Below are 21596 nucleotides of genomic sequence, written 5' to 3'. Positions count from 1 at the left end.
AGCGTTTACATTTTTAGTTTCTGTGAACATTGTTCCTGAAATCAAATCCGCATACACTAGTAACAAGATAACATTCCTTTTAGGAGGTGCTTTTCATGGAAGCGGTTACGAGAGATTTCTTTCTTTTTCTTTCTAAAAATAAAACATTAAATCATTTGGCACAAAACCGCGGCAGTAACTTTGCAGCCGGCAAAATCATTGGCGGGACGGACTTTGCCAGCTCTATCGCCTATATTAAAGAGTTAAACGAGCAGGGATTGTCGGTAACGGTTGACCACCTTGGTGAATTTGTTGATTCTCCACAGGTAGCAGCTGAGCGGACAGAAGAATGCATCGAAACGATTCGCATGATTCATAGAGAAGGACTTGATTCTCAAGTTTCATTGAAAATGACCTCACTCGGCCTTGATATTGATCGGGAGCTGGTTGTTGCGAACATGACCCGCATTTTAGATGAAGCAGAAAAACTCGATATCATGGTTACCATTGACATGGAAGATGTTACCCGCTGCGGGGCAACGCTTGAACTGTTCAAGCAGTTTAAGAAGCAATACAAAAATGTCAGTACCGTGCTACAGGCTTATTTATATCGGACTGAGCAGGATTTAAAAGAGCTCAGCCGCCTAAATCCTTTCCTCCGCCTCGTAAAAGGTGCTTATAAGGAAAGCCCGGAACATGCTTATCCGGACAAAGCAGATGTGGACACAAACTATATGAGACTGATCGAACAAAGCCTGCTGGCTGGCAATTACACAGCCATCGCTTCACATGACGAAAACATGATCGAATTTACAAAAGCGATGCAGCGCAAACACAAGATTCCGCTTGAACAGTTTGAATTTCAAATGCTGTACGGCATGCGCACTTCTTTGCAGCAGGAACTAGTGAAACAGGGCTACCGCGTCCGTGTTTACGTGCCATACGGCATGGACTGGTACGGCTATTTTATGAGACGGCTGGCGGAACGGCCGGCAAATATCGCCTTTGCTTTTAAAGGCATGACGAAAAAATAAATAATAAGGAGCGAACCTCATGATTCCATACAAACACGAACCTTTTACTGATTTTTCAAAAGAAACGAACCAGGCTGCATATAAAAAAGCATTGGATGCAGTAGAAAGCAGCCTCGGCGGCCATTATCCGCTCATTATTGGCGGTGAACGCATTACGACAGAAAATAAAATCGTCTCTTATAATCCGGCTGACAAGAATCAGGTGATCGGCTCCGTATCGAAAGCAGACCAGGCTCTTGCTGAAAAAGCGATGCAGGCAGCATCTGAAGCGTTCCAAACGTGGAAGAAAACGGCCCCGGAAATTCGTGCAGATGTTCTGTTTAAAGCAGCAGCAATCGTCCGCAGACGCCGCCACGAGTTCTCTGCCCTTTTAACAAAAGAAGCCGGCAAGCCTTGGCGCGAAGCGGATATTGATACCGCTGAAGCCATTGACTTTATGGAATACTACGGCCGGCAAATGATTGAGCTAAAAAACGGCGCGCCAGTGCTGAGCCGTCCGGGTGAATTTAACCGGTACAGCTATATTCCGCTTGGTGTCGGGATCGTCATCTCACCGTGGAACTTCCCGTTTGCCATTATGGCCGGCACAGCCGTTGCTTCCATCGTAACGGGCAACACGATTCTTTTAAAACCGGCCTCTACAACGCCTGTTGTAGCAGCTCGTTTTGTGGAAGTGCTGGAAGAAGCGGGCCTCCCGCCGGGTGTCGTGAACTTTGTACCGGGCAGCGGCGCGGAAGTCGGCGACTATCTTGTGGATCATCCACAAACCCGCTTTATTACTTTTACAGGTTCACGTGACGTTGGCCTGCGTATTTTTGAACGGGCGTCCAAAGTCGGCGAAGGCCAAAAATGGATGAAGCGCCTGATCGCTGAAATGGGCGGTAAAGATACGATTGTCGTAGATAAAGAAGCAGATCTTGATCTTGCTGCCCAGTCCATCGTCCAATCTGCATTCGGCTTTGCCGGACAAAAATGTTCAGCCTGCTCCCGTGCAGTCATTGTAGAAGACGTATATGATGAAGTGCTCGAAAAAGCGATTGCGCTGACAAATGACCTGACTGTCGGCAACCCCGTCGATAACCATTTTGTCGGACCAGTTATTGATCAATCGGCATATGACAAAATAATGAGTTATGTTAAAATTGGTGAAGAAGAAGGACGCATTGTGGCGGGTGGAAGCGGCGACAATGAAACAGGCTACTTTATTCAGCCAACGATTGTTGCTGATGTAGCGCCAAATGCCCGTTTGATGCAGGAAGAAATCTTTGGACCGGTCGTGGCGTTTGCGAAAGCGAAGGATTTCGATGAAGCACTCGAAATTGCGAACAACACCGATTACGGCTTAACGGGTGCGGTTATTACGAAAAACCGCTTTAACATGGAAAAAGCACGCGAAGAATTTCATGTTGGCAACTTGTACTTTAACCGCGGCTGTACAGGCGCGATTGTCGGTTACCAGCCATTTGGCGGCTTTAACATGTCCGGTACGGACTCAAAAGCCGGCGGCCCGGATTATCTCCAGCTTCACATGCAGGCAAAAACAACATCCGAAATGCTTTAAAAAGGAGGCTGTCTCTTAAGCTGCCACGCCAGCTTAAGAGACGCCTCTTGTTTAATAAAGAATCGTTTTCGACCCTTTCAGCGTGACCCAACTGAAAGGGATCATGATTCCCACTGCACGATGCCTTACTTTTTCTTCATGACTTATTTTGCATAGAAAGAAGGGATTTACGTGGTCGACACTTCGTTAATTGTCTCCATCGTTGTATACATGACCGGTATGCTTTTAATCGGCTGGTACGCATACAAACGAACATCGAATTTATCTGATTATATGCTCGGCGGACGCGGACTCGGCCCTGCGGTTACAGCCCTTTCGGCCGGCGCCTCCGACATGAGCGGCTGGCTGATGATGGGCCTGCCCGGTGCCATGTACGCGAGCGGCATCAGCGCTTCATGGATTGCGATCGGCTTAACGCTGGGCGCCTGGGCAAACTGGCTGTACGTAGCACCCCGCCTGCGTATGTACACGGAAATTGCGGAAGACTCCATTACCATTCCAGCATATCTTGAAAACCGGTTTCAAGACCGTTCAAAAGTGATTCGTCTCGTTTCCAGTTTTGTCATTATCGTCTTTTTCACATTTTACATTTCATCGGGCATGGTGTCCGGAGGCGTATTGTTCGAGACGACGTTCGGCCTTGATTATCATATCGGCCTGTGGATTGTTGCCGGTGTCGTTATTGCTTACACTTTGTTTGGCGGATTTTTAGCGGTAAGCTGGACTGACTTTGTACAGGGCATCATTATGGTGCTGGCACTTGTACTCGTTCCAATTGTAACGGTTATGCATGTCGGCGGGATTGGCCCTTCGATTGATACGGTCCGTTCGGTAGACCCGGCTCTTTTAAATATTTTTACCGGGACAAGCTTTATTGGCATTGTTTCTCTTTTTGCCTGGGGACTTGGCTACTTCGGCCAGCCGCATATTATCGTCCGCTTTATGGCGATTACATCGGTAAAAGAAATTAAAAAAGCACGCCGCATCGGCATGAGCTGGATGATATTCTCTGTTGTCGGCGCTATGGTAACCGGTTTTGTCGGCCTTGCTTATTACACAAACAACAATATGAAAATCGCTGATCCAGAAACGATCTTTATCGAACTGGGGAATATTTTGTTCCATCCGATCATTACCGGCTTCCTGATTTCTGCTATTTTGGCTGCCATTATGAGTACAATTTCATCGCAGCTGCTTGTTACATCAAGCTCGCTGACGGAAGATTTATATAAAACATTTTTCCGCCGCGACGCTTCGGATCGGGAGCTTGTATTCCTAGGACGCCTGGCTGTTTTAATTGTCTCAATCGTTGCCTTGATCCTGTCATGGGAACAAAACGCCACAATTTTGGCGCTCGTCGGCTACGCATGGGCAGGCTTTGGTTCTTCGTTCGGCCCAGCGATCCTGCTGAGCTTGTATTGGAAACGGATGACCCATTGGGGAGCGCTCGCCGGCATGATCGTCGGTGCCGTTACGGTTATCGTTTGGACGAAAACACCTTGGGCGGCTGACGTTTATGAAATGATCCCTGGTTTTGCCGCAAGCTTACTGGCGATTGTTGTCGTCAGCTTGCTGACGAAGCCGTCTGAAGGAACGGCTCAGCGCTTTGATGAATTTGAACGCACGTTAAACGAATCAAAATAAGGAGGATCCGTCATGGATTTAACCCAGCCGCTTGAAAAAATTCTCTCATTAACCGATTTAAACGAAATGACCGATGTGATCAGCGGTGTGCTGAAAAAACCGGTCGTGATTGAAGACGATCGATTTTCTCTTTTAGCGTACAGTTCCTATTACATTGAGCAGTTTGACCAGGCTAATCAGCAGACGATTTTTTCAAAAAGCTGGACCACCTCTATTTTGAAGACGTTTATGGATGAAGGCATTGTCGATCAACTGAAGTCGATGTGGGAACCTTTTCGCGTAAAGGAAATACAGGAAATCGGGCTGAATCAGCGCGTTGTGGTCAGCGCCCGTTTTAAAGAGCACATCCTCGGCTACATTTGGGTGCAGGAAACAGAACCTTCTTTAACGGAACAGGAGCTCACCTTTCTGCACGATGTTTCCTTTCATATCGGCAAGGTCCTCCACAAAAAAAATCAGCTGGCACGGCGGCGTGATGAACGGAAAAATGATTTTTTCCGCAAGCTTATTCATCAGTCCTACCAGACCGACAGCGAAATGAAATGGGAAGCGGCGCAATTAAATATTGCGCTGCCTTCTTCGTTTATTGTCACGGTTTTTTTGCTTGATTCGATCGAAGAAGAAACGATCGATGACCTGTATGAAACGATTGCCCTTTTTGCCAATACGCTGGACCAGCCGGCTCATGTATTCACCGATCACCTGCAAGTCACCGTGCTGCTCGGCGGACCGTCGGAAGAACTGCCAGCCAGTGCCCGTGTGCTCGTACGGACGGTAAGAAGCCAGTTTCAAGAGCATGGGCTTTATTCTGGCATTGGCAATGCGTACTCTTCCATGGCTATGCTCAGAAAAAGCTATCTTGAAGCGCTTGAAGTATGCCGGACAGCTGCTTTTCTGCATGACAGCAGCGAGATGGAACCTGAATACAGCCGCCTCGGCATTCTTCGTTATTTAGAGACGATCGCACAATATCACTTGAGCACTCATTATGTGAATGAAGATTTACTCAAGCTCCGTCAAAAAGATGCCGACGCCCACTCCGACCTGGTTCGGACGGTTGAAGTGTTCCTGCTGAACAACTGCCGGATCAAGCCGACAGCAGAGGAGCTCTTTATTCATACAAACACACTTAAATACCGGCTGAGGCAAATTGATGAGCTGACATCAATCAACTTCGATGACTTTCATACACGCTGCCAGCTCTATATCGATTTGCAGCTGATGAAGCGGGATCTCCGTTAATGCTATAATGAAGAAAAAAGGAGTGAACGCTGTGATTCGCGTTTTATTTGTTTGTCTCGGCAACATCTGCCGGTCACCGATGGCCGAAGCAATGTTCCGTAACCTTGTTCAAAAGAAAGGATTGAACGGACGTATTGAAGTGGATTCCGCTGCAACAAGCTCATGGCATATCGGGTCTCCTCCTCATAAAGGGACACTGGCCAAGCTAAAAGAATATAACATCTCTTCAGAAGGCCTTAGCGGCCGCCAGCTTGATGCAGCTGATTTTGAGAAATTTGACTATATCATTGGCATGGATGAAAGCAACATCACGAATATTCGTGACATGCTTGGCCAGCCGGATCATCCAAAAATCCTTCGCTTTCTGGATTTAACGGAGCATCAAAAAGACGTACCCGATCCGTACTACACAGGTGACTTTCAAGAAACGTATGACCTTGTACTGGACGGCTGTGCGGCGCTGCTCGAAAAAATCCGTGCCGATCATGCGCTTGGGTAAAAACCAAAAGACTGCCCCTGCGGCAGTCTTTTTTTACTGTTATAAAAAGTTACGTTGCTTTTAATCCTGCACGTTATTTTGGAAATTAATTACTCTCCTTTTAAGTATTTCTTTTCTATTAAAAAAATTCAAAATTTGCTTTGTTAAATTCATAGTATTCAGGTATGATTAAATATAAATTATACATATAAAAAGAGACTGGGAGGAACAAGCAATGAGAAAATGGACGTCAAAAGGATTATTAGGTGTAGGGCTGGCAGCCGTTCTTGCCTTTACATCTGCATGCAGCCAGGAAGAAGAAAGTGGCGGCGGAAGCGGGACCGAAAAGAAAACATTGGTGGTCGGAACAGACGCAGCCTACGCCCCTTTTACATATATGGATAAAGGAGAAATCGTCGGCTTTGATATTGATGTCGTAGATGCTGTGATGGAAGAAGCCGGCTACGAATATGAAATTAAAAACATGGGCTGGGACGGCCTTTTTGAAAGCACGCGCCAGAAGCAGCTTGATCTTGCCGTCTGCGCGATTACAATCAGCGATGACCGGAAAGAAACATTCGATTTTTCATCCCCTTACTATCAATCTACTCATATGATTATGACCAAAGAAGAAACGAAAGTAAACAGCGCGAATGACTTGAAGAATATGACGGTTGGCGTCCTGAACGCGTCAACAGGCCAGATCGCCGCTGAGAAAGTGATGGGCCAAAACAGCCCGAACTTAAAAAAATATGAAAGCGACGCTGTTTCCATTATGTCAATGAAAAACGGCGCGGTACAGGCATCTGTTGCCGATAATACAGTTGTCACAGAATATATGAAAAACAATCCGAATGAGAAGTACAATACATTGACAGACCCGGAAACATTCGGCTCTGAGTTTTACGGTTTCATGTTCCCGAAAGGAAGCGAAGTCGCGGATGACCTGGATGCAGCGCTGAAGACGATTATCGAAAACGGCACTTATGCTGAAATCTATGAAAAATGGATTGGCACAAAGCCGGACACAGACGTTTTACAAAAAGCAGCCCAGCAGGTAGCGGCATCATGAACCCAATTCAATCGATTTTAACAGAGTTCCCGGTGATCGTGCTCGACGGTGCGATGGCAACAGAGCTTGAGCGCCATGGCTGCCAGTTAAACGACAGCCTTTGGTCTGCCCGCATGTTAATGGAAACACCGGAACTCATTAAACAAGTGCATCTTGATTATTTCCGCGCTGGAGCAGACTGTGCCATTACCGCAAGCTACCAGGCGACCATTGATGGGTTTGCTCAGTACGGCCTTACTGCCGAAGAAACGATTAATGTCATACAGGCGTCCGTTCGCATTGCTGCCCAGGCGCGGGACGAATTTTGGCAGTCGCTTGATGACAAAACGAGCCGGCCGAAGCCGCTCGTTGCGGCGTCTGTCGGTCCTTATGGCGCATTTCTTGCAGACGGTTCCGAGTACCGGGGTGACTACAAGCTGACGCAGGAAGAATTGATTGAGTTTCACCGGCCGCGCATTCAAGCGCTGATCGAAGCAGGCGCCGACCTGCTTGCCTGTGAAACCATTCCGAATCTCACGGAAGCAAGCGCACTTGCACGCCTTCTGCAGGAAGAATTTCCGGAGACGTATGCATGGATCAGCTTCAGCGCCAAAGACGGGCAGCATATTAGCAGCGGTGAGCGAATCGCGGATTGCGCCGGGGAACTCGAATCTGTTTCTCAAATTGCAGCGATTGGTGTAAACTGCACCGCTCCGGAATTTATGCCGGAACTTATTGGCGAAATCAAACGTGCGTCATCCAAGCCCGTTATCGTGTATCCAAACCTTGGCGAAGTGTATGACGCTGAAACAAAAACATGGTCTGGTGCACCGGACATGGAAGCATACAGCCAGCATACACGCCACTGGCATGAATGTGGTGCCCAGCTCATCGGCGGATGCTGCCGTACGAAGCCGTCAGATATCGAAACGATTGCTCACTGGGTGAGAGCTTAATAAAAAAGCGTTCAAAGAAAAATTCTTTGAACGCTTTTTACATAAAGCTGATTTTATACCCGTCTTTCTGCCCCCATCAGCTTACGTGATAATTATACCACTTATCCTTTTTATTTACATATTATTAGTTAAAATTACTTGTTTATCCTTCGAATGTATCCCTGACTTCTTTTAAGTGGGGCGTTTCATTGACCGATACAACCGACAGCTTTTTACCGTCCCAGGCAATTCTTGTGATGGAGGTGTTGTCGATTTTGCCTTGCCCGGTGCCGGCCTGCCCGTCTGTCAGCTTATGAACGAGGGCATTGATGGCTCCACCGTGTGTAACGACGAGAGCAGGCGCCCCATTCGTTTCTTTTGAAATCATCATGAGTACCTTTACCATCCGCTCCTGCATGCCTTCTATCGATTCCATGCCATGTGTCATTGGAATGCCGAAATTATCCGCATAGTTCGGCACTTGCTCCAGGATATCAGTAAGCAGCTGTCCCTGAAGCTCTCCGTAAAATCGCTCCCTGAGCAGCCGGCTTGCGGTGATCGATTCAACCGGCATCCAGGCCGTCGCAAGCTTCGCAGTTTGAAAGGCGCGGTCCAAATCACTTGAAAACACATAATCAAACGAAATACCTTCCCGTTCAAAATAACCGCCGAGCGCGGCTGCCTGTTTTCTTCCTTCTGCACTCAGTCCAATGTCCATCTGCCCCTGCAGGCGTCCGAGCGCATTCCATTCTGATTCTCCATGGCGTACAATATACAGCATGCTTTTCACCTCTTTATACAACTTAAAATTACTCGATAACTTTCTATCCACCATTTTCAAACCTACAACTTGGACAAATACCGATACGCACCGCTGTCCACCCAAAAATCAATATTTCGGCTGGCGTACACAACCGCCTCTGATTCAGTCCCTTTTTGATAAAAATCTGGCAGGGAAGGCAGCGGTTTTTCTCCTTTTAAATACGGTACTGCATCAGGAAGCTCTACCAACGCTTTTCTCCAAAGGTGCTTTGCTTTTTCTGTTATGCCGTTTTTTAGAAGTTCAACTAGCGTGCGGTGATACCCTTCGCCAATAAAACCTCCTATATATTCATTGAGCAGCTTTTCCGCTTTTGCCCATTTTTCCAGCCTGATGTACAGTTCAATCAGAATATCGCGGTTTCCTTGATTATCGTTTGGGTTGAGCCGGATTAAATCTTCTAACTGATATACTGCTTCTGAAAACCGCTGATGCGCTTCTAAAAACATCGCATAGTTTTGCTTTGCCCGCATAAATGGACGTGTAGAGACGATGCCCCAAAAATGTCCTTCATTCTCTTTAAAAAAATCATCGCCAAGCTTTCGCTTTCCCGCTTCGATCGCTTGTATCAAGTAGAACTCCCATTGTTCTGTTTCTCCTGCAAATTCCGTAAAAATAGTATATGCATCCGCTGCATCGGGATCAAGCTCTAGTGCACGCCGTGCCATCTCCCTCCGTATCGGTCCTTCCGCTTCATAGGCGTCATACAGCATCATCTGTGCCCGCTGTTCATCTGTCTGCGGCTTAAACGGTTTATGAGCCGCCCTATTCATCACTTGTTGAACTTCTTCTATACTCTCCGCTCCCTGGTCCTCGATCTTCATTGTCATTTCCCAAAGCGCCCGCTCAGAAGCAAGCATCGGGGATGAGGTTTCCGGCGGCATGGTTTGGGCTGTTTCGTAAAGAAAATCGGCCAGCTCCTCGGTACGTACGGAAATACTATTGGCAGACGCGCCAAAGACCGCCGCCAGCTTTTTCTGGCTCCAATAAGGCACCCGTTCCATCTCAGCGGCAAACAAATAGTAAACCGCTGCCGCAAAGATACCCGTGTTCCTCGGCTTCGGATGGTTTTCTTTGCAAAATGCCCACCAAAACGCCGTTGCCTCTTCGATCGTCTCGGCATCTACTCCCTGCTCCTTCATAAAAGCAGTAAAACGCTCATGTACTTCCTGGTGGCGCGGGTCTTCCCACTCAATCCATTCCTCTTCCTGATACAATTCATTTACCATTTCAACATATTTCTCTTTTAAAAATGCCTGCGGTGATGAGTAAGGTGAGTGTTTGAACGCATTCTTGATTTGTTTCTCCCACACTGGCGAAAGACCTGGTTCCTGCGTGAAGGGAATCATTAAAAAGATCGCCTGCTGTTCATATGGAAGAATGATACCGTGAAGATAACAGCCAACTTCCAGCGTTTCTTCCCTTTCGGCAATGCGAACGCTTTGACTAGTGAGCACATCACGAACGATGATGGCTTCCTCCTCAATTTCCTCAATCGCGCCTGATACAAACTGTGCCTGGCCTTGCCAGGAGCGGACAATATTTCTTGTCCGTTCTCTCGGAATTTCTGCGGAAAACTCTTCAATAAAGTAATCCATAAGTGTCTTGCCATCCTTGTCCCTCTCTACGCATATCACCCAGTAGCGGTAAAAAATTTCACCCATTGTTTCAAGCTTGTTAAGATTAGGATATTGCTTTAGAAGCTCCTGGTATTCGCGCTCCAGCCGCATACCCGCCACTTCTTCCGTATAGGTCAGCATGGCCTTCTGTACGTCCCGCAGTTCCTCTGCCAGCAGATGTCCAATAGAAGACACAACTCCGTTTCTTCCACAGCACTTTTTAAACTTTTTCCCGCTTCCGCATGAACACGGATCATTCCGGCCTGTCATATGTATCCGTCCTTCCCTTTCGCTTTCTTTCATTATATCGAAGAAGCCTTGCAGGCAATAGCCAATAAAAAAAGGAGCTATGAAAAGCTCCTTTTCTTAATCAAATTGCAGCTTGTAATCGTCTGCTTTGATCATTTTTAGTTTTCTTGCAAACACATAAATCAAGGCGAGGTTCAATATGACCGGCAGCACTAGGAACAAGCTGAGCATAACCGATATATTTTTTGCCGACCAGCCGCCCTCCGCTAAGTGAATGTAGTTCAGCGGACCAACCAGGCCAGACAACCCAAAACCAGCACTGTATGGGGTTCCCTGCACGTTCAACATACCCGCCAGCGCACCCAGAACTGCTGCCGTAATCAGCATCGGCAGTCCAATTTTCGGCTTCATAAAAAAGTTGCGCATTTGAATTTTCGGTGAACCAAGCACATGTGCCAGCGCCGTTCCTAACGAATTTGCCCGGTAGCTCGCTATGGCAAAGCCGACCCCTGCCGCTACAACGCCAAGGTTTGCTGCACCTGAGCCAACCCCTGACAGCATAATGACAGTCGCGACACCCACGGTTGAAATAGGAGATAAAATAATCAAACAAAAAATAACTGCAATAATCGCTCCCATTAAAACTGGCTGCCATGTGGTAACGTTATCCACTGCTACACCCACTACGCCAGCTGACGACTTCACATACGGAAGGGTCATTAAACCAATTATACCTGGCACCAAAATACAAAGCGTTGGCATCAATAAAATCGAATACTCCTTTAACCGCCCGCCGATCCACTGTACGAACAGTACCGCTAAAGCTGCCGTCAATCCCGTATTGATCACAACCCCAATGCCATTTAAAGCAAACAATCCTTCGGCCGTCTGCTGCACCGACCCGCCACCGACCATCGCCGCAATGCCGACGCTTGCTGTTTGAATCGGTGTTAACTTAAACATCATCCCGACCATGACGCCAATTAAAATCGGCAATAAACTCATCGCGATCACCGTCATGTTCAACACGGACTGCAGCGCTGGCGCATGCGGGATCATCAGCTTTAAAATTTCTCCCAGCAGCGCATTTGGAATCAACGCTACCACAATCCCCATACTCATGCCCGTTAACAGCTTACTGAAAAAATCTTTCATTCTGCCAGTCTCCTTACTCTCGATGTTGTAAAAATTGTATACAATATTCTGGCAAAAATCAACAAAAATTTTTAATGCTTTACCGCATATAAGCGTTAAAGCGAGATAGTTTGATTTTTGAAGGAAAGGTAAAACTAAAAAGAAAAAGGAGACTATATGGATACCTTTTTATTCAGCTGTTTTGCCGCTGCTTATCTTATTCTTTTCTCTCTCGCCCTGCATCTATTTAAGAAAAGGCGCATAATAAGCGCAGCCCTTCTTCTGCCTGTTATTGCCGGGCTTGTTTATGACAATGGCATTATTGCCACCGGGCGCTTCATCGGTGAAGGTGCTGCACTAGAAACACTGAATGCTGCCCGGTTCTGGCTGCGTGCTCTGTTTACCCCGCTGCTTGTTTTGTATGCGTGGATGTCGTTAAAGCAAGCAGGTGTCACCTGGGCACACAGGGGCTGGTTTCGCCTAGTAGCAATCGCTTTGACTGTGGCCCTTGTTTTGCTTGAGTTATTCACAGAAGTGCGTGGTCTTTTACTCCAGCCAAGATGGGAATACGGGACATTAAGCTATACAAATGCCGAATCGTCGGGCGGTCCACCGCTTATGGTCTTAGTCGTTTCAATCGTACTGCTGGCTGATTCCGTTTTGGTATGGCGAAAGCAAAGGTGGGTGTGGTTCTTCATTGGTTCGCTTGTAATGATTGTGGGGAGTGCCGTACAGCTGCCTGTGGCAAGCGGAGCTGTGACAAACTTGTTTGAGCTGGTGCTCATTGTGTCACTTTTGGCAACAGCCTGGTTTCAAGGAAATGATCGAAGGGCCGAACCGCAGGCCAAATAAAAAGGTCCTGGCTGAGCCAGGACCTCACATATACTTATTTAATTTCAACGTTTTTGCTTCCAACGACAAGGTAGCCATTCAGCATGCCGCGGAATTCTGCTTTGGCTGTTCCAGGCTTCCAGGTAAACTCTTCCCTGTTAAACTTGAACTGTCCTTTTTTCGCCTGCTGCTCCAGTCCGTTCGTTCCGTTATTAGCAGAAACGCCGTTTAGTTGAGCGCTGCTAAGATCGAACCCGACTGGGTTGAATTCTTTTGGTACTGTTACCTGAACAGTGATCACCCCAGTATTTTGCTTGATTACACCTGGGTTTACATCGATAGAAGCCGGAATGTATACAACAATCGTTTTTTCAACCGTTGTGGTCCAGCCCGCTTCGTCTGTAACCGTCACGGATGCTGTATAAGTACCCGGCTGGCCTAGTGTAACGTCATCGCCATTTTTATATGTCTGGCCATTAAATGTTAACGTTTCAACAGAGACGCCGGATGTTGTATCCTCTGCTTTATAAGCTAAATCCAACGAAGCGCCAAGCGCATATTCTTCCGATAGATTCATAGAAACAACTGGAGCCGTTTTATCGATTTTCACTTCGATTGTGTTCGCTTCCTCTGCATTCCCGGCTTGGTCTGTCGTATAGAAAGAAACAGTTGTGATACCTTCTTTACTGATCGTGAAGCTTGTTCCTTCTTTATACGCTGATCCATCGATTGAGTAATATGTTTTGGCCGCACCGCTTGCATGGTCTGTTGCAGTTAAATGAATCACTACGTCTTCTTTAAGCCATTGACCTGAAGCATCAGATTGTGTAAGAGGTGCCGTTTTATCGACTTTTACTTCAATCGTCTGCACGGCTTCTTTATTGCCCGCTTTGTCTACAGAATAGAAAGAAACCTTATTCACTCCTTCTTTCTCTACCGTGAAAGATGTGCCTTCTGTGTACTCAGCACCATTAATAGAATAGAACGTTTGCGCGATGTCACTCGCTTCATCAGATGCTTCGAGTTTCACTGTTACATCTTCCTTGCTCCATGCCTCTGTTGCATCTGCCCGTGTTACCGGTGCTGTTTGATCAATTTTTACTTCAATTGTCTGAACAGCTTCTTTATTACCCGCTTTGTCTACAGAATAGAAGGAAACCTTATTCACTCCTTCTTTTTCTACAGTGAAAGATGTGCCCTCTGTGTAGTCCGCGCCGTTGATCGAGTAGAAGGTCTGCGCTATGCCGCTCGCTTCATCAGATGCTTCGAGCTTCACCGTCACATTTTCCTTGCTCCATGTGTTCGTTGCGTCTGCTTTTGTTACAGGTGCTGTTTGATCAACCTTCACTTCAATCATTTTTGCTTCTTCTTTATTTCTTGCTTTATCGACAGAGAAGTAAGAAATGCTGTGGATGCCCTCTTTTTCAACGATAACCGTCGCACCCTCTGTATAATCAGATCCATTAATAGAATAGAACGTTTGTGCAACGCCGCTTGCTTCATCAGTGGCTGCCAGTTTGACAGCCGCATTTTCTTTGCTCCAGCCTGCTGGCCCTTCCGCTTTTGTCACAGGAGGCGTTTGGTCAATCTTCACTTCAATCGTTTGGGCGGTTTCTTTGTTGCCCACTTTATCAACCGAGTAGAAAGAAACGTTATGCACGCCTTCTTCTTCAATCGTGAAAGACGTACCAGCTTTGTATTCCCTGCCGTCTACTGAATAGTAAGTACCGACGACGCCTGTTTCATTGTCCGTTGCGGACAACGCAACAGAAGCTTTTTGATTCGTCCAGCCCGCTGGTGCTTCCGCTTTCGTAACCGGTGCTTCCGTATCAACAATCAACTTTGCCAGTACAACGTTTGAGCGGTCAGATTCGCCAAACGAATTGCTGTAAGAGGTAACAAAGTATTCATGATTCGCGTATGACAGATTATTAACTGTGTAAGACAGGTTATTTACTTTTTCCGCTACCAATACTGGCTTTCCATTTACAAGCTCATAAATGTTATAGCCATTCGCATACGTAACAAAATCCCAAACAATGCGGGCACTTGTATCGCTTGTTAACGTAAGAGTTGCTTCCGGAGCTTGCATAACCGGATAAACAATTTTCTCCGTCACTTGCTCAGAAGGCGCCGATTCACCGAAGCGCGTGCTGTAAGCCGTGACTTCAAAAGAATGTGTATCTTCTGTTAGGTTATACACATTGTGTTTCAATGCTGTTCCTTTATAAACCAGCTTTCTCTCACCATCTGTGATTTGATATACGCGGTATTCATTAGCCCACGGAACAGTTTTCCAGTTTAACGTAATATTATTAACGTTAGAAATAGTCCCTGTTAGAGCAGGCGGCGCTACAGTCGGCCAAGTTAAATTAAAGTTAATCTTCGTTCCTTCTGGAGATTCACCAAACCGGGTGCTGACAGAATGGATTACATACTCGTAATCTCCTTCTGGCATATCCGTAAGCTTGAACGATGTAACTGTAGTGGTTTTCAGGAGAAAAAGCTCATTGTTAATACGTTGATAAACCTTATAGCTGTTTCCATAAAGAACCGTGTTCCACGTAAGGGTAATATCATTTCCGTTTGTAATCGTGTAACTTCCATTACCTGGTGCCTGCATCACCGGGTGCACAAGATCAAAGGAAAGGGTGCGGCTTTCTACTGACTCACCGAAACGGGTGCTGACTGCATCTACTTCATACGTATGCTTGCCAGCAGATACATTCGTCAGCACAGTATTTAAAGCTCCTCCAGTGTATTTCATTACTTTTTGGCCATTTACCAATTCATATACTTTATAGCTGTCCGCGTATTCCGCTGCAATCCAGTTTAATACTATGTCATTTCCATTTTGCACCTTGTAAGTAAAACTCTCCGGAGCCTGCATATCCGGGTAAACAACGTTAAACGTCACCTGGCTTGATTCTTTTGAAGCTCCAAAGCGCGTACTGAACGATTCTACCATGTAAGTGTGCTCACCGGCCGCTACATTGGTAAAAGTCGCATTCAAAGTTGTTCTTGTTGCTTTCAATACTTTTTGACCGTCTACAACTTCGTACACTTTGTAGCTGTTTGCGTGTTCCACCGCACTCCAGCTTAGTACGATATCGTTGCCATTTTGTACTTTATAAGCCAGGCCTTCTGGTGCCTTTACTTCTGGATATACAACCTTAAAGGATACCTGGCTGCCTTCTTGAGATTCTCCAAACCGGTCACTGCTGGCCCTCACTTCATATATATTTTCTCCTTCTAGCATGTACGTAAAGACCGTGGAAGTACTTGTCACCGTTCTCTTTAATACCGGATCGCTGTCTGTTAATTGATAAATTTTATAGCTTGTTGCATTAGGAACCGGATCCCATTTTAAAGTGATATCACTAACGTTTGCCGCGCTGTAGGCAAGGTTTTCCGGTGCCTGCAAGTTATACTCATTCATTACAAATGTTAAGGAACTGCCTTTTGTTGATTCGCCGAAACGCGTACTGACAGAATGAACAACATATGTGTGTTCACCAGCCGGTACATTTGTAAAGGTCGCATTTAAAGTGGTTCTTGTCGCCTTTAATACTTTTTGACCGTCTATGACTTCATACACTTTATAGCTATTCGCATAGTCCGTTGCATTCCAACTTAATACGACATCATTGCCGTTTTGAATTTTGTAGGAAAGTGCTTCTGGTGCCTCGATTTCTGGATAAATGATTTTAAAAGAAATATGGCTCCCTTCCGGTGACTCTCCAAATCGGTCACTGTAAGCACGAATCTCATAGAGATAATCTCCTTCCGGCATAGAGGCAAAAGAAACAGAAGTGCCTGTTACTGTTTTTTTCAATACCGCCTTACCGTCTACAATTTGATAGATGTTATAACCATTCGCATTTAAAACGGCATTCCATTTTAATGTAACATCATTTACATTCGCCGCACTGTATGTGGCATTTTCCGGCGCCTGCAGGCTATACTCATTCATTGTAACAGTCACAGTACTGCTTTTTGCTGATTCTCCAAAGCGTGTGCTGACCGTGTCCACCGCATACGTATGTTCACCAGCCGACACATTTTTAAGCGTGAAAGTTAGAGCTGTACCTGTGTATTTTAAAACTTTCTCGCCATTCACCACTTCATATATCTTGTAGCTATTCGCATAGTCTGCTGCATCCCAGCTCAGCACTACATCATTCACGTTTTGAATTTTATACGTAAAATTACCTGGCGCTTCGATAACTGGATGATTAAGTGTAAAAGAGATTTCTGCCCCATCAGCTGATTCCCCAAAAAGAGTGGAAACAGAGTGGACGACATACTTGTAATCACCGGCTGACATATTTGTATACGTATAAGACGAGCCTGTTACCGTGTTTTTCAGTACTTTGACTCCGTCAACCACCTGATAAATTTTATACCCGGTCGCATATTCTGCAGCGGTCCAGCTCAGTTTAATATCATTACCATTTACCACAGTATAAGCTGCATTCGTTGGAGCTTTCATCGTTTGCCCAGTTAGTGTAAAGGTCACCTGTGATCCTTCTGCCGACTCGCCGAATCGTGATGAATAGGCGTGAATTACATACGCGTACTCTCCTGATGGCATACTATTATACGTGACAGCAGGCGATGTAACAGTGCTTTTTAACGTTTTCTTGCCGTCCACTATTTGATATACTTTATACCCCGTTGCATACTCTGCTGCATCCCAAGACAAAGAAAATGAGGTATCTGATTTAATTGTTTCCTTTACATTGGCCGGTGCCTTTAATTCTGGATGAACGAGGCTTAAAGACAGGGTACTGCCTTCCGCTGACTCCCCAAACCGGCTTGAATAAGAATGAACCTCATACTTATACTCACCCTCTGGCTGATTTGCGTATGTAACTGCTGCTGCAGTTACTGTACTTTTTAATGTTTTTTGCCCTGAATCGTTAATCTGGTACACTTTATAATTCGCTGCATACGGCACAGCTTCCCAGCTTAGCACAATATCATTGCCGTTTTGCACGTCTGATGCGAAGTTTGCTGGCGCTGCCATTACGAGCTGTTCTAATGTAAAAGCAGCTTTTCCGCCTTCTGCTGATTCCCCAAAACGGTCGCTGTACGAGTAAATCTCATATACATAATCGCCGGCAGGCATATTCGTGTAATTTACTGTTGTACCTGTGACCGTACTCTTCAGCACTTTTTGACCATCTACAATCTGGTACACTTTATAAGCCGTTGCATTAGCTGCGGTATTCCAGCTCAGCGAAATATCATTGCCATTTTGAATTTTATGGGCGACATTGGCTGGTGCTTCTATAGTTACACCTTCTACCGTCAATGAAACACGGCTTCCCTCTGCCGACTCGCCGAATCGGTCACTGACTGAATAGACTTCATACGTATAATTGCCACCCGGCAGCTTCGCATACGCTACACTGGTCCCCTGTACAGTACTTTTTAATACTTTTTTGCCATCAACTAACTGATATACTTTATAGCTGTTTGCGTATGGGACGCTTCCCCACGTTAAAGTAAGGTCATTGGTATTTTGAAGCTTGTATGAAAAGTTTGGCGGCGCTGACATGGTAATAGAACCTACTGTCACTGTTAACTTGCTTCCTTCTGCCGACTCCCCGAAACGGTCACTGTTCGTACGAAGCTCATATTCATAAGTGCCTGCTGCGGTATTTGAAATCGCAGCGGTTGTGCCGGTCACCGTGTTTTTTAACACCGGCTGACCATCCACCATTTGATAAAGTTTATAGCTTGTCGCATATGGCGCAGCGGTCCATTTCAGCGTAATGTCATTTCCATTTGCCACTGTATAAGAAAAATCAGCCGGCGGAGTCAAAACCGGATACAGAAGCTCTACTTTTAAAGGCTCTGACAGAGCAGATTCCCCGTACAAGGTATGCATACTCGTAACAGCATATTGATGAATTCCTTCTTCCACTCTGGTGAGTGTAAAAGTACGTGCCGTGCCTGTATACAACAGCTTTTTTTCACCTGTTGGAGAAAGCTCATACAAATTATATTTTTCCGCATTCGCAGCAGCCGTCCAGTTGATCACAAGATCATTTCCATTTCTTACTGTGTATGTGACGGTATCAGGGGCTCCCATCTTTGGATACACCACATCTACGGTAACAGGTGCACAAGGTCCTGACTCTCCTTCCGCACTCAACGTTGAAACAACATAACGGTACGAGCCTTCTGCCATATTGTTCAAATTATAGCTCGTCGTTGTTGTTTTTCCAAGAAGGGTAAGCTGTCCTTCCTTAATTTCATAGACATTATAGCCTGTGGCTCCATAAACAGCACTCCACGATAATTTCACATCATCGGGTGTTACCATCTGTGCTGTCAGATTGCTCGGAGGCAGAATGCTGCTATTTGTTTCTGCTTGAGCATTAAAAAATGGAGACACCAACTGCATCAGAAGCAGTACGACAGACAAAATAGACAACTTCTGGCTTATTGATTTTTTCATACAAAAGTCTCACCTTTCTTGAAAAAACCAAATAAAAAATGAGCCTAAACAAGGCTCATGCGTCTATAAGACTACGATACCTTGCGGCAACCGGCTGCCATCCACACTTACTAGTAAACATGGTACAGGCCCCTGGCTTTGCGTCCTATAGTTTCCCATAGTTTGCCTTTTTCACTTGGTTTTTTTGTGATTATAAGTCTATTATATTCGGTATTAACTTTATATAAATAGGTATATTTACCTGTAAATCAATCTTTTGAGTATGAATAATAAATTATTCTTATTTCCCTATATAAAGAACTTAATCATGAGATTAAAAGAGGAGAGACATGAAAGGAGACGATATTAAAAAAGCTTGTTTACCACATTACGAGCTATATAGGAACGACATACGAAACAAACAACCTAGTCTAGAAGATATATTTTAAGCTGCACGCTTGAACTACCTAAATAAACGGGCAGCTTATTTTTAATGAACAGCAGAGTGGAGGTGCTGTTCAAGAAGCAATACGTCGTTTTTCAAATTATTCAGCCGCTGATTCAATTCGTTCGCTTCCATTGAGGTCAATTTGGAGCAGCAAGCATACTGAGCCAGCTCTCTCATTTCATATAACTTAGACTCAATTTGCTCTAAGATCCTGTCCTGTTGCTTACACCATTCGACTTGTTCCTTAAGAAACTGTTTCTGCTCCTGCTGTTCTTTATATATCATGCAACTAGCTCCCTTACAATGTATTTTTCATCTTTGTTCAATAAAAAGAGACCCTGGAAAAATCCAGAGTCTCTCGCTTTTCAGCTAACCTAAGCCACGGGGCGAAGATTAACGAAGAAGCTGAAGAACACCTTGTGGCGCTTGGTTTGCTTGGGAAAGCATCGCTTGCGCAGCTTGAGAAAGGATAGAGTTCTTCGTTTGAGCCATCATTTCTTTCGCCATGTCTACGTCACGGATACGTGATTCCGCAGCTGTCAGGTTTTCAGAAGATGTACCCAAGTTGTTGATCGTGTGCTCAAGACGGTTTTGAACCGCACCCAGTTTAGAACGCTCTGCAGATACTGATTTGATTGCAGAATCAAGAGATTTTAATGCATTTTGTGCACCAGCAGCAGAAGAGATATCCACTCCAGAAATACCTAAAGCAGCAGAACGCATATCGTTTACACCGAAAGTGATTGTTTGGCCTTTATTAGCACCGATTTGGAAGGTCATGCCACCGTTACCTGCCGCATCTGTTTGTGCTTGTGTAAGACCTAAGTTTTCTACAACTGAAGAGCCCGTTTGGTCAGCAAGAGTAATTGGTCCATCCTCGCTAACTAGCTGTAACTTACCATCATCAGTTACATTAACTTTAACATTATTGATATAAGCTGCATCACTTGCACTAGCACCAGAAGCACCATTGTATGTTGTAATAGCAGCATTGATAGAATCTTGGAGAATCTTAGCTACATCTTCCATGTCTGATGTAGCATCGATAGGATCGCCAGCCGTAAAACCTGCCGCAGTTACATCCAAGGTAACTTCCAATTGTCTATCTCCAAAGTTCACTGTTAATGTACTTGCATCTGCAATGTCTGCTCCATTATATTTGCTTGTACCAGCAGCACCAGCGGCACCAGCAAGACCTAAAACTTTATCCATAACTCCAGTAGTGCCATCAGTTTTGATAGCTGAAGTAGTGCCGTCTTTCCCACTTTCAAGTACTAACTTACCTGAACCATCAAGATAACCGGAAACATGAGCAACGTTTGCACCTTGTGCGTCAATCGCTTCGTTGATTTTAGAAACAATTAGATCTTTCGCTTTATTTTGAGAGTCAGTGGACGCTCCTGCTGCTGTACCAGCCTTAATTGCTGTTTTTTCATCCGTAGTTAAGTTTTGGAAATTCAACTGGATTTCAGTACCATCAATAGTAATTTTCTCTGAAACAAAATCGTTATCTCCAACAGTAAGGCCAGCTAGAGCAGCTGTTGCTGTTAACGACGCATTTTCTAATTTAGCAATAGAAGAGCCTGTAGTAGTATCTTGACCCACAGACGCACCGCCTGATGATTTAAGATTACCGTTCAATAATTTCTGTGTATTGAACTCAGTTGTATTACCGATACGGTCAACTTCGTCTTTTAACTGTTTTACTTCATCCTGAAGTGCTTTACGGTCTTCAGCTGTGTTTGTACCGTTGGCAGATTGGTCTGCCAGCTCACGCATACGCTGTAGGATTGAATGTGTTTCGTTCAATGCACCTTCAGCTGTTTGGATCAAAGAGATACCATCTTGCGCGTTACGTGATGCTTGATCCAAACCACGGATCTGTGCACGCATTTTTTCAGAGATTGCTAGACCTGCAGCGTCATCGCCCGCTTTGTTGATGCGAAGACCTGAAGATAGTTTTTCCATTGATTTAGCTTGTGCACCAGAAGCAGCGCTCATCTGACGATGCGTGTTAAGTGCAGCAATATTATGATTGATAATCATTCGTTTTTCCTCCTTGAGTATGGCTGTTCACATCCGTGTGAACAGTTTTCCTTTTGTTCAGCAAGCCGTTCCAGGTC

The 21596-nt window shown here is 45.4% G+C and carries 14 protein-coding genes and 1 riboswitch; of the genes, 8 read left to right on the top strand and 6 right to left on the bottom strand.

What is annotated here, in order from left to right:
* The first annotated feature begins 95 nt into the window (after positions 1-95).
* From RRU94_RS10940 to mmuM, 7 genes are all read left to right on the top strand, one after another.
* On the top strand, positions 96-1013 hold the full coding sequence (locus RRU94_RS10940) for a proline dehydrogenase (RefSeq protein WP_315694298.1): 918 nt from the start codon (positions 96-98) through the stop codon (positions 1011-1013).
* Between the two features lie 19 nt (positions 1014-1032).
* Positions 1033-2574 (top strand): L-glutamate gamma-semialdehyde dehydrogenase, encoded by a 1542-nt coding sequence (gene pruA, locus RRU94_RS10935; protein WP_315694296.1) that lies wholly within the window; start codon positions 1033-1035, stop codon positions 2572-2574.
* Positions 2575-2745: 171 nt separating this feature from the next.
* Positions 2746-4218, top strand: coding sequence for a sodium/proline symporter PutP (gene putP / locus RRU94_RS10930; protein ID WP_315694293.1), 1473 nt, complete (start codon positions 2746-2748; stop codon positions 4216-4218).
* Positions 4219-4230: 12 nt separating this feature from the next.
* Positions 4231-5460: a PucR family transcriptional regulator gene (locus tag RRU94_RS10925; protein ID WP_315694291.1), complete on the top strand. Its 1230-nt coding sequence runs from the start codon at positions 4231-4233 to the stop codon at positions 5458-5460.
* A 31-nt stretch (positions 5461-5491) separates the two neighbouring features.
* Entirely contained in the window at positions 5492-5959 is a 468-nt protein-coding gene (locus RRU94_RS10920; protein WP_315694289.1) for a low molecular weight protein-tyrosine-phosphatase, read from the top strand.
* Between the two features lie 214 nt (positions 5960-6173).
* Entirely contained in the window at positions 6174-7010 is an 837-nt protein-coding gene (locus RRU94_RS10915) for a basic amino acid ABC transporter substrate-binding protein (protein WP_315694287.1), read from the top strand.
* On the top strand, positions 7007-7945 hold the full coding sequence (gene mmuM / locus RRU94_RS10910) for a homocysteine S-methyltransferase (RefSeq protein WP_315694285.1): 939 nt from the start codon (positions 7007-7009) through the stop codon (positions 7943-7945). The genes RRU94_RS10915 and mmuM overlap by 4 nt, the downstream gene beginning before the upstream one ends.
* A gap of 142 nt (positions 7946-8087) precedes the next feature.
* Here the strand turns inward: mmuM and RRU94_RS10905 are convergent, their stop codons facing one another.
* From RRU94_RS10905 to RRU94_RS10895, 3 genes are all read right to left on the bottom strand, one after another.
* Positions 8088-8705, bottom strand: a complete 618-nt coding sequence (locus tag RRU94_RS10905) for a histidine phosphatase family protein (RefSeq protein ID WP_315694284.1) — start codon at positions 8703-8705, stop codon at positions 8088-8090.
* A gap of 62 nt (positions 8706-8767) precedes the next feature.
* Positions 8768-10633: an SEC-C metal-binding domain-containing protein gene (locus RRU94_RS10900; RefSeq protein WP_315694281.1), complete on the bottom strand. Its 1866-nt coding sequence runs from the start codon at positions 10631-10633 to the stop codon at positions 8768-8770.
* Between the two features lie 96 nt (positions 10634-10729).
* A complete protein-coding gene (locus tag RRU94_RS10895) occupies positions 10730-11767 on the bottom strand; it encodes a PTS sugar transporter subunit IIC (protein WP_315694280.1) in 1038 nt (345 codons plus the stop codon).
* A gap of 156 nt (positions 11768-11923) precedes the next feature.
* Here RRU94_RS10895 and RRU94_RS10890 point away from each other — a divergent pair, with 156 nt between their 5' ends.
* Positions 11924-12598: a hypothetical protein gene (locus RRU94_RS10890; protein WP_315694279.1), complete on the top strand. Its 675-nt coding sequence runs from the start codon at positions 11924-11926 to the stop codon at positions 12596-12598.
* Positions 12599-12632: 34 nt separating this feature from the next.
* Here RRU94_RS10890 and RRU94_RS10885 read toward each other — a convergent pair whose 3' ends face one another.
* The 3 genes from RRU94_RS10885 to RRU94_RS10875 form a co-directional block, all read right to left on the bottom strand.
* Positions 12633-19046 carry an OmpL47-type beta-barrel domain-containing protein gene (locus RRU94_RS10885; protein WP_315694277.1) on the bottom strand — a complete coding sequence of 2138 codons (6414 nt, stop codon included), beginning with the start codon at positions 19044-19046 and terminating at the stop codon, positions 12633-12635.
* Positions 19047-19128: 82 nt separating this feature from the next.
* Positions 19129-19223, bottom strand: a riboswitch (cyclic di-GMP riboswitch).
* A 292-nt stretch (positions 19224-19515) separates the two neighbouring features.
* Complete coding sequence (locus RRU94_RS10880; protein ID WP_315694274.1) at positions 19516-19758, bottom strand: hypothetical protein; 243 nt, start codon at positions 19756-19758, stop codon at positions 19516-19518.
* Positions 19759-19866: 108 nt separating this feature from the next.
* Positions 19867-21519: a flagellin N-terminal helical domain-containing protein gene (locus RRU94_RS10875; protein WP_315694272.1), complete on the bottom strand. Its 1653-nt coding sequence runs from the start codon at positions 21517-21519 to the stop codon at positions 19867-19869.
* Between the last annotated feature and the right edge of the window lie 77 nt (positions 21520-21596).

Source organism: Domibacillus sp. DTU_2020_1001157_1_SI_ALB_TIR_016 (assembly GCF_032341995.1).
Taxonomy (GTDB): domain Bacteria; phylum Bacillota; class Bacilli; order Bacillales; family Domibacillaceae; genus Domibacillus; species Domibacillus indicus_A.
This window is presented reverse-complemented; position numbering and strand designations above follow the sequence as displayed.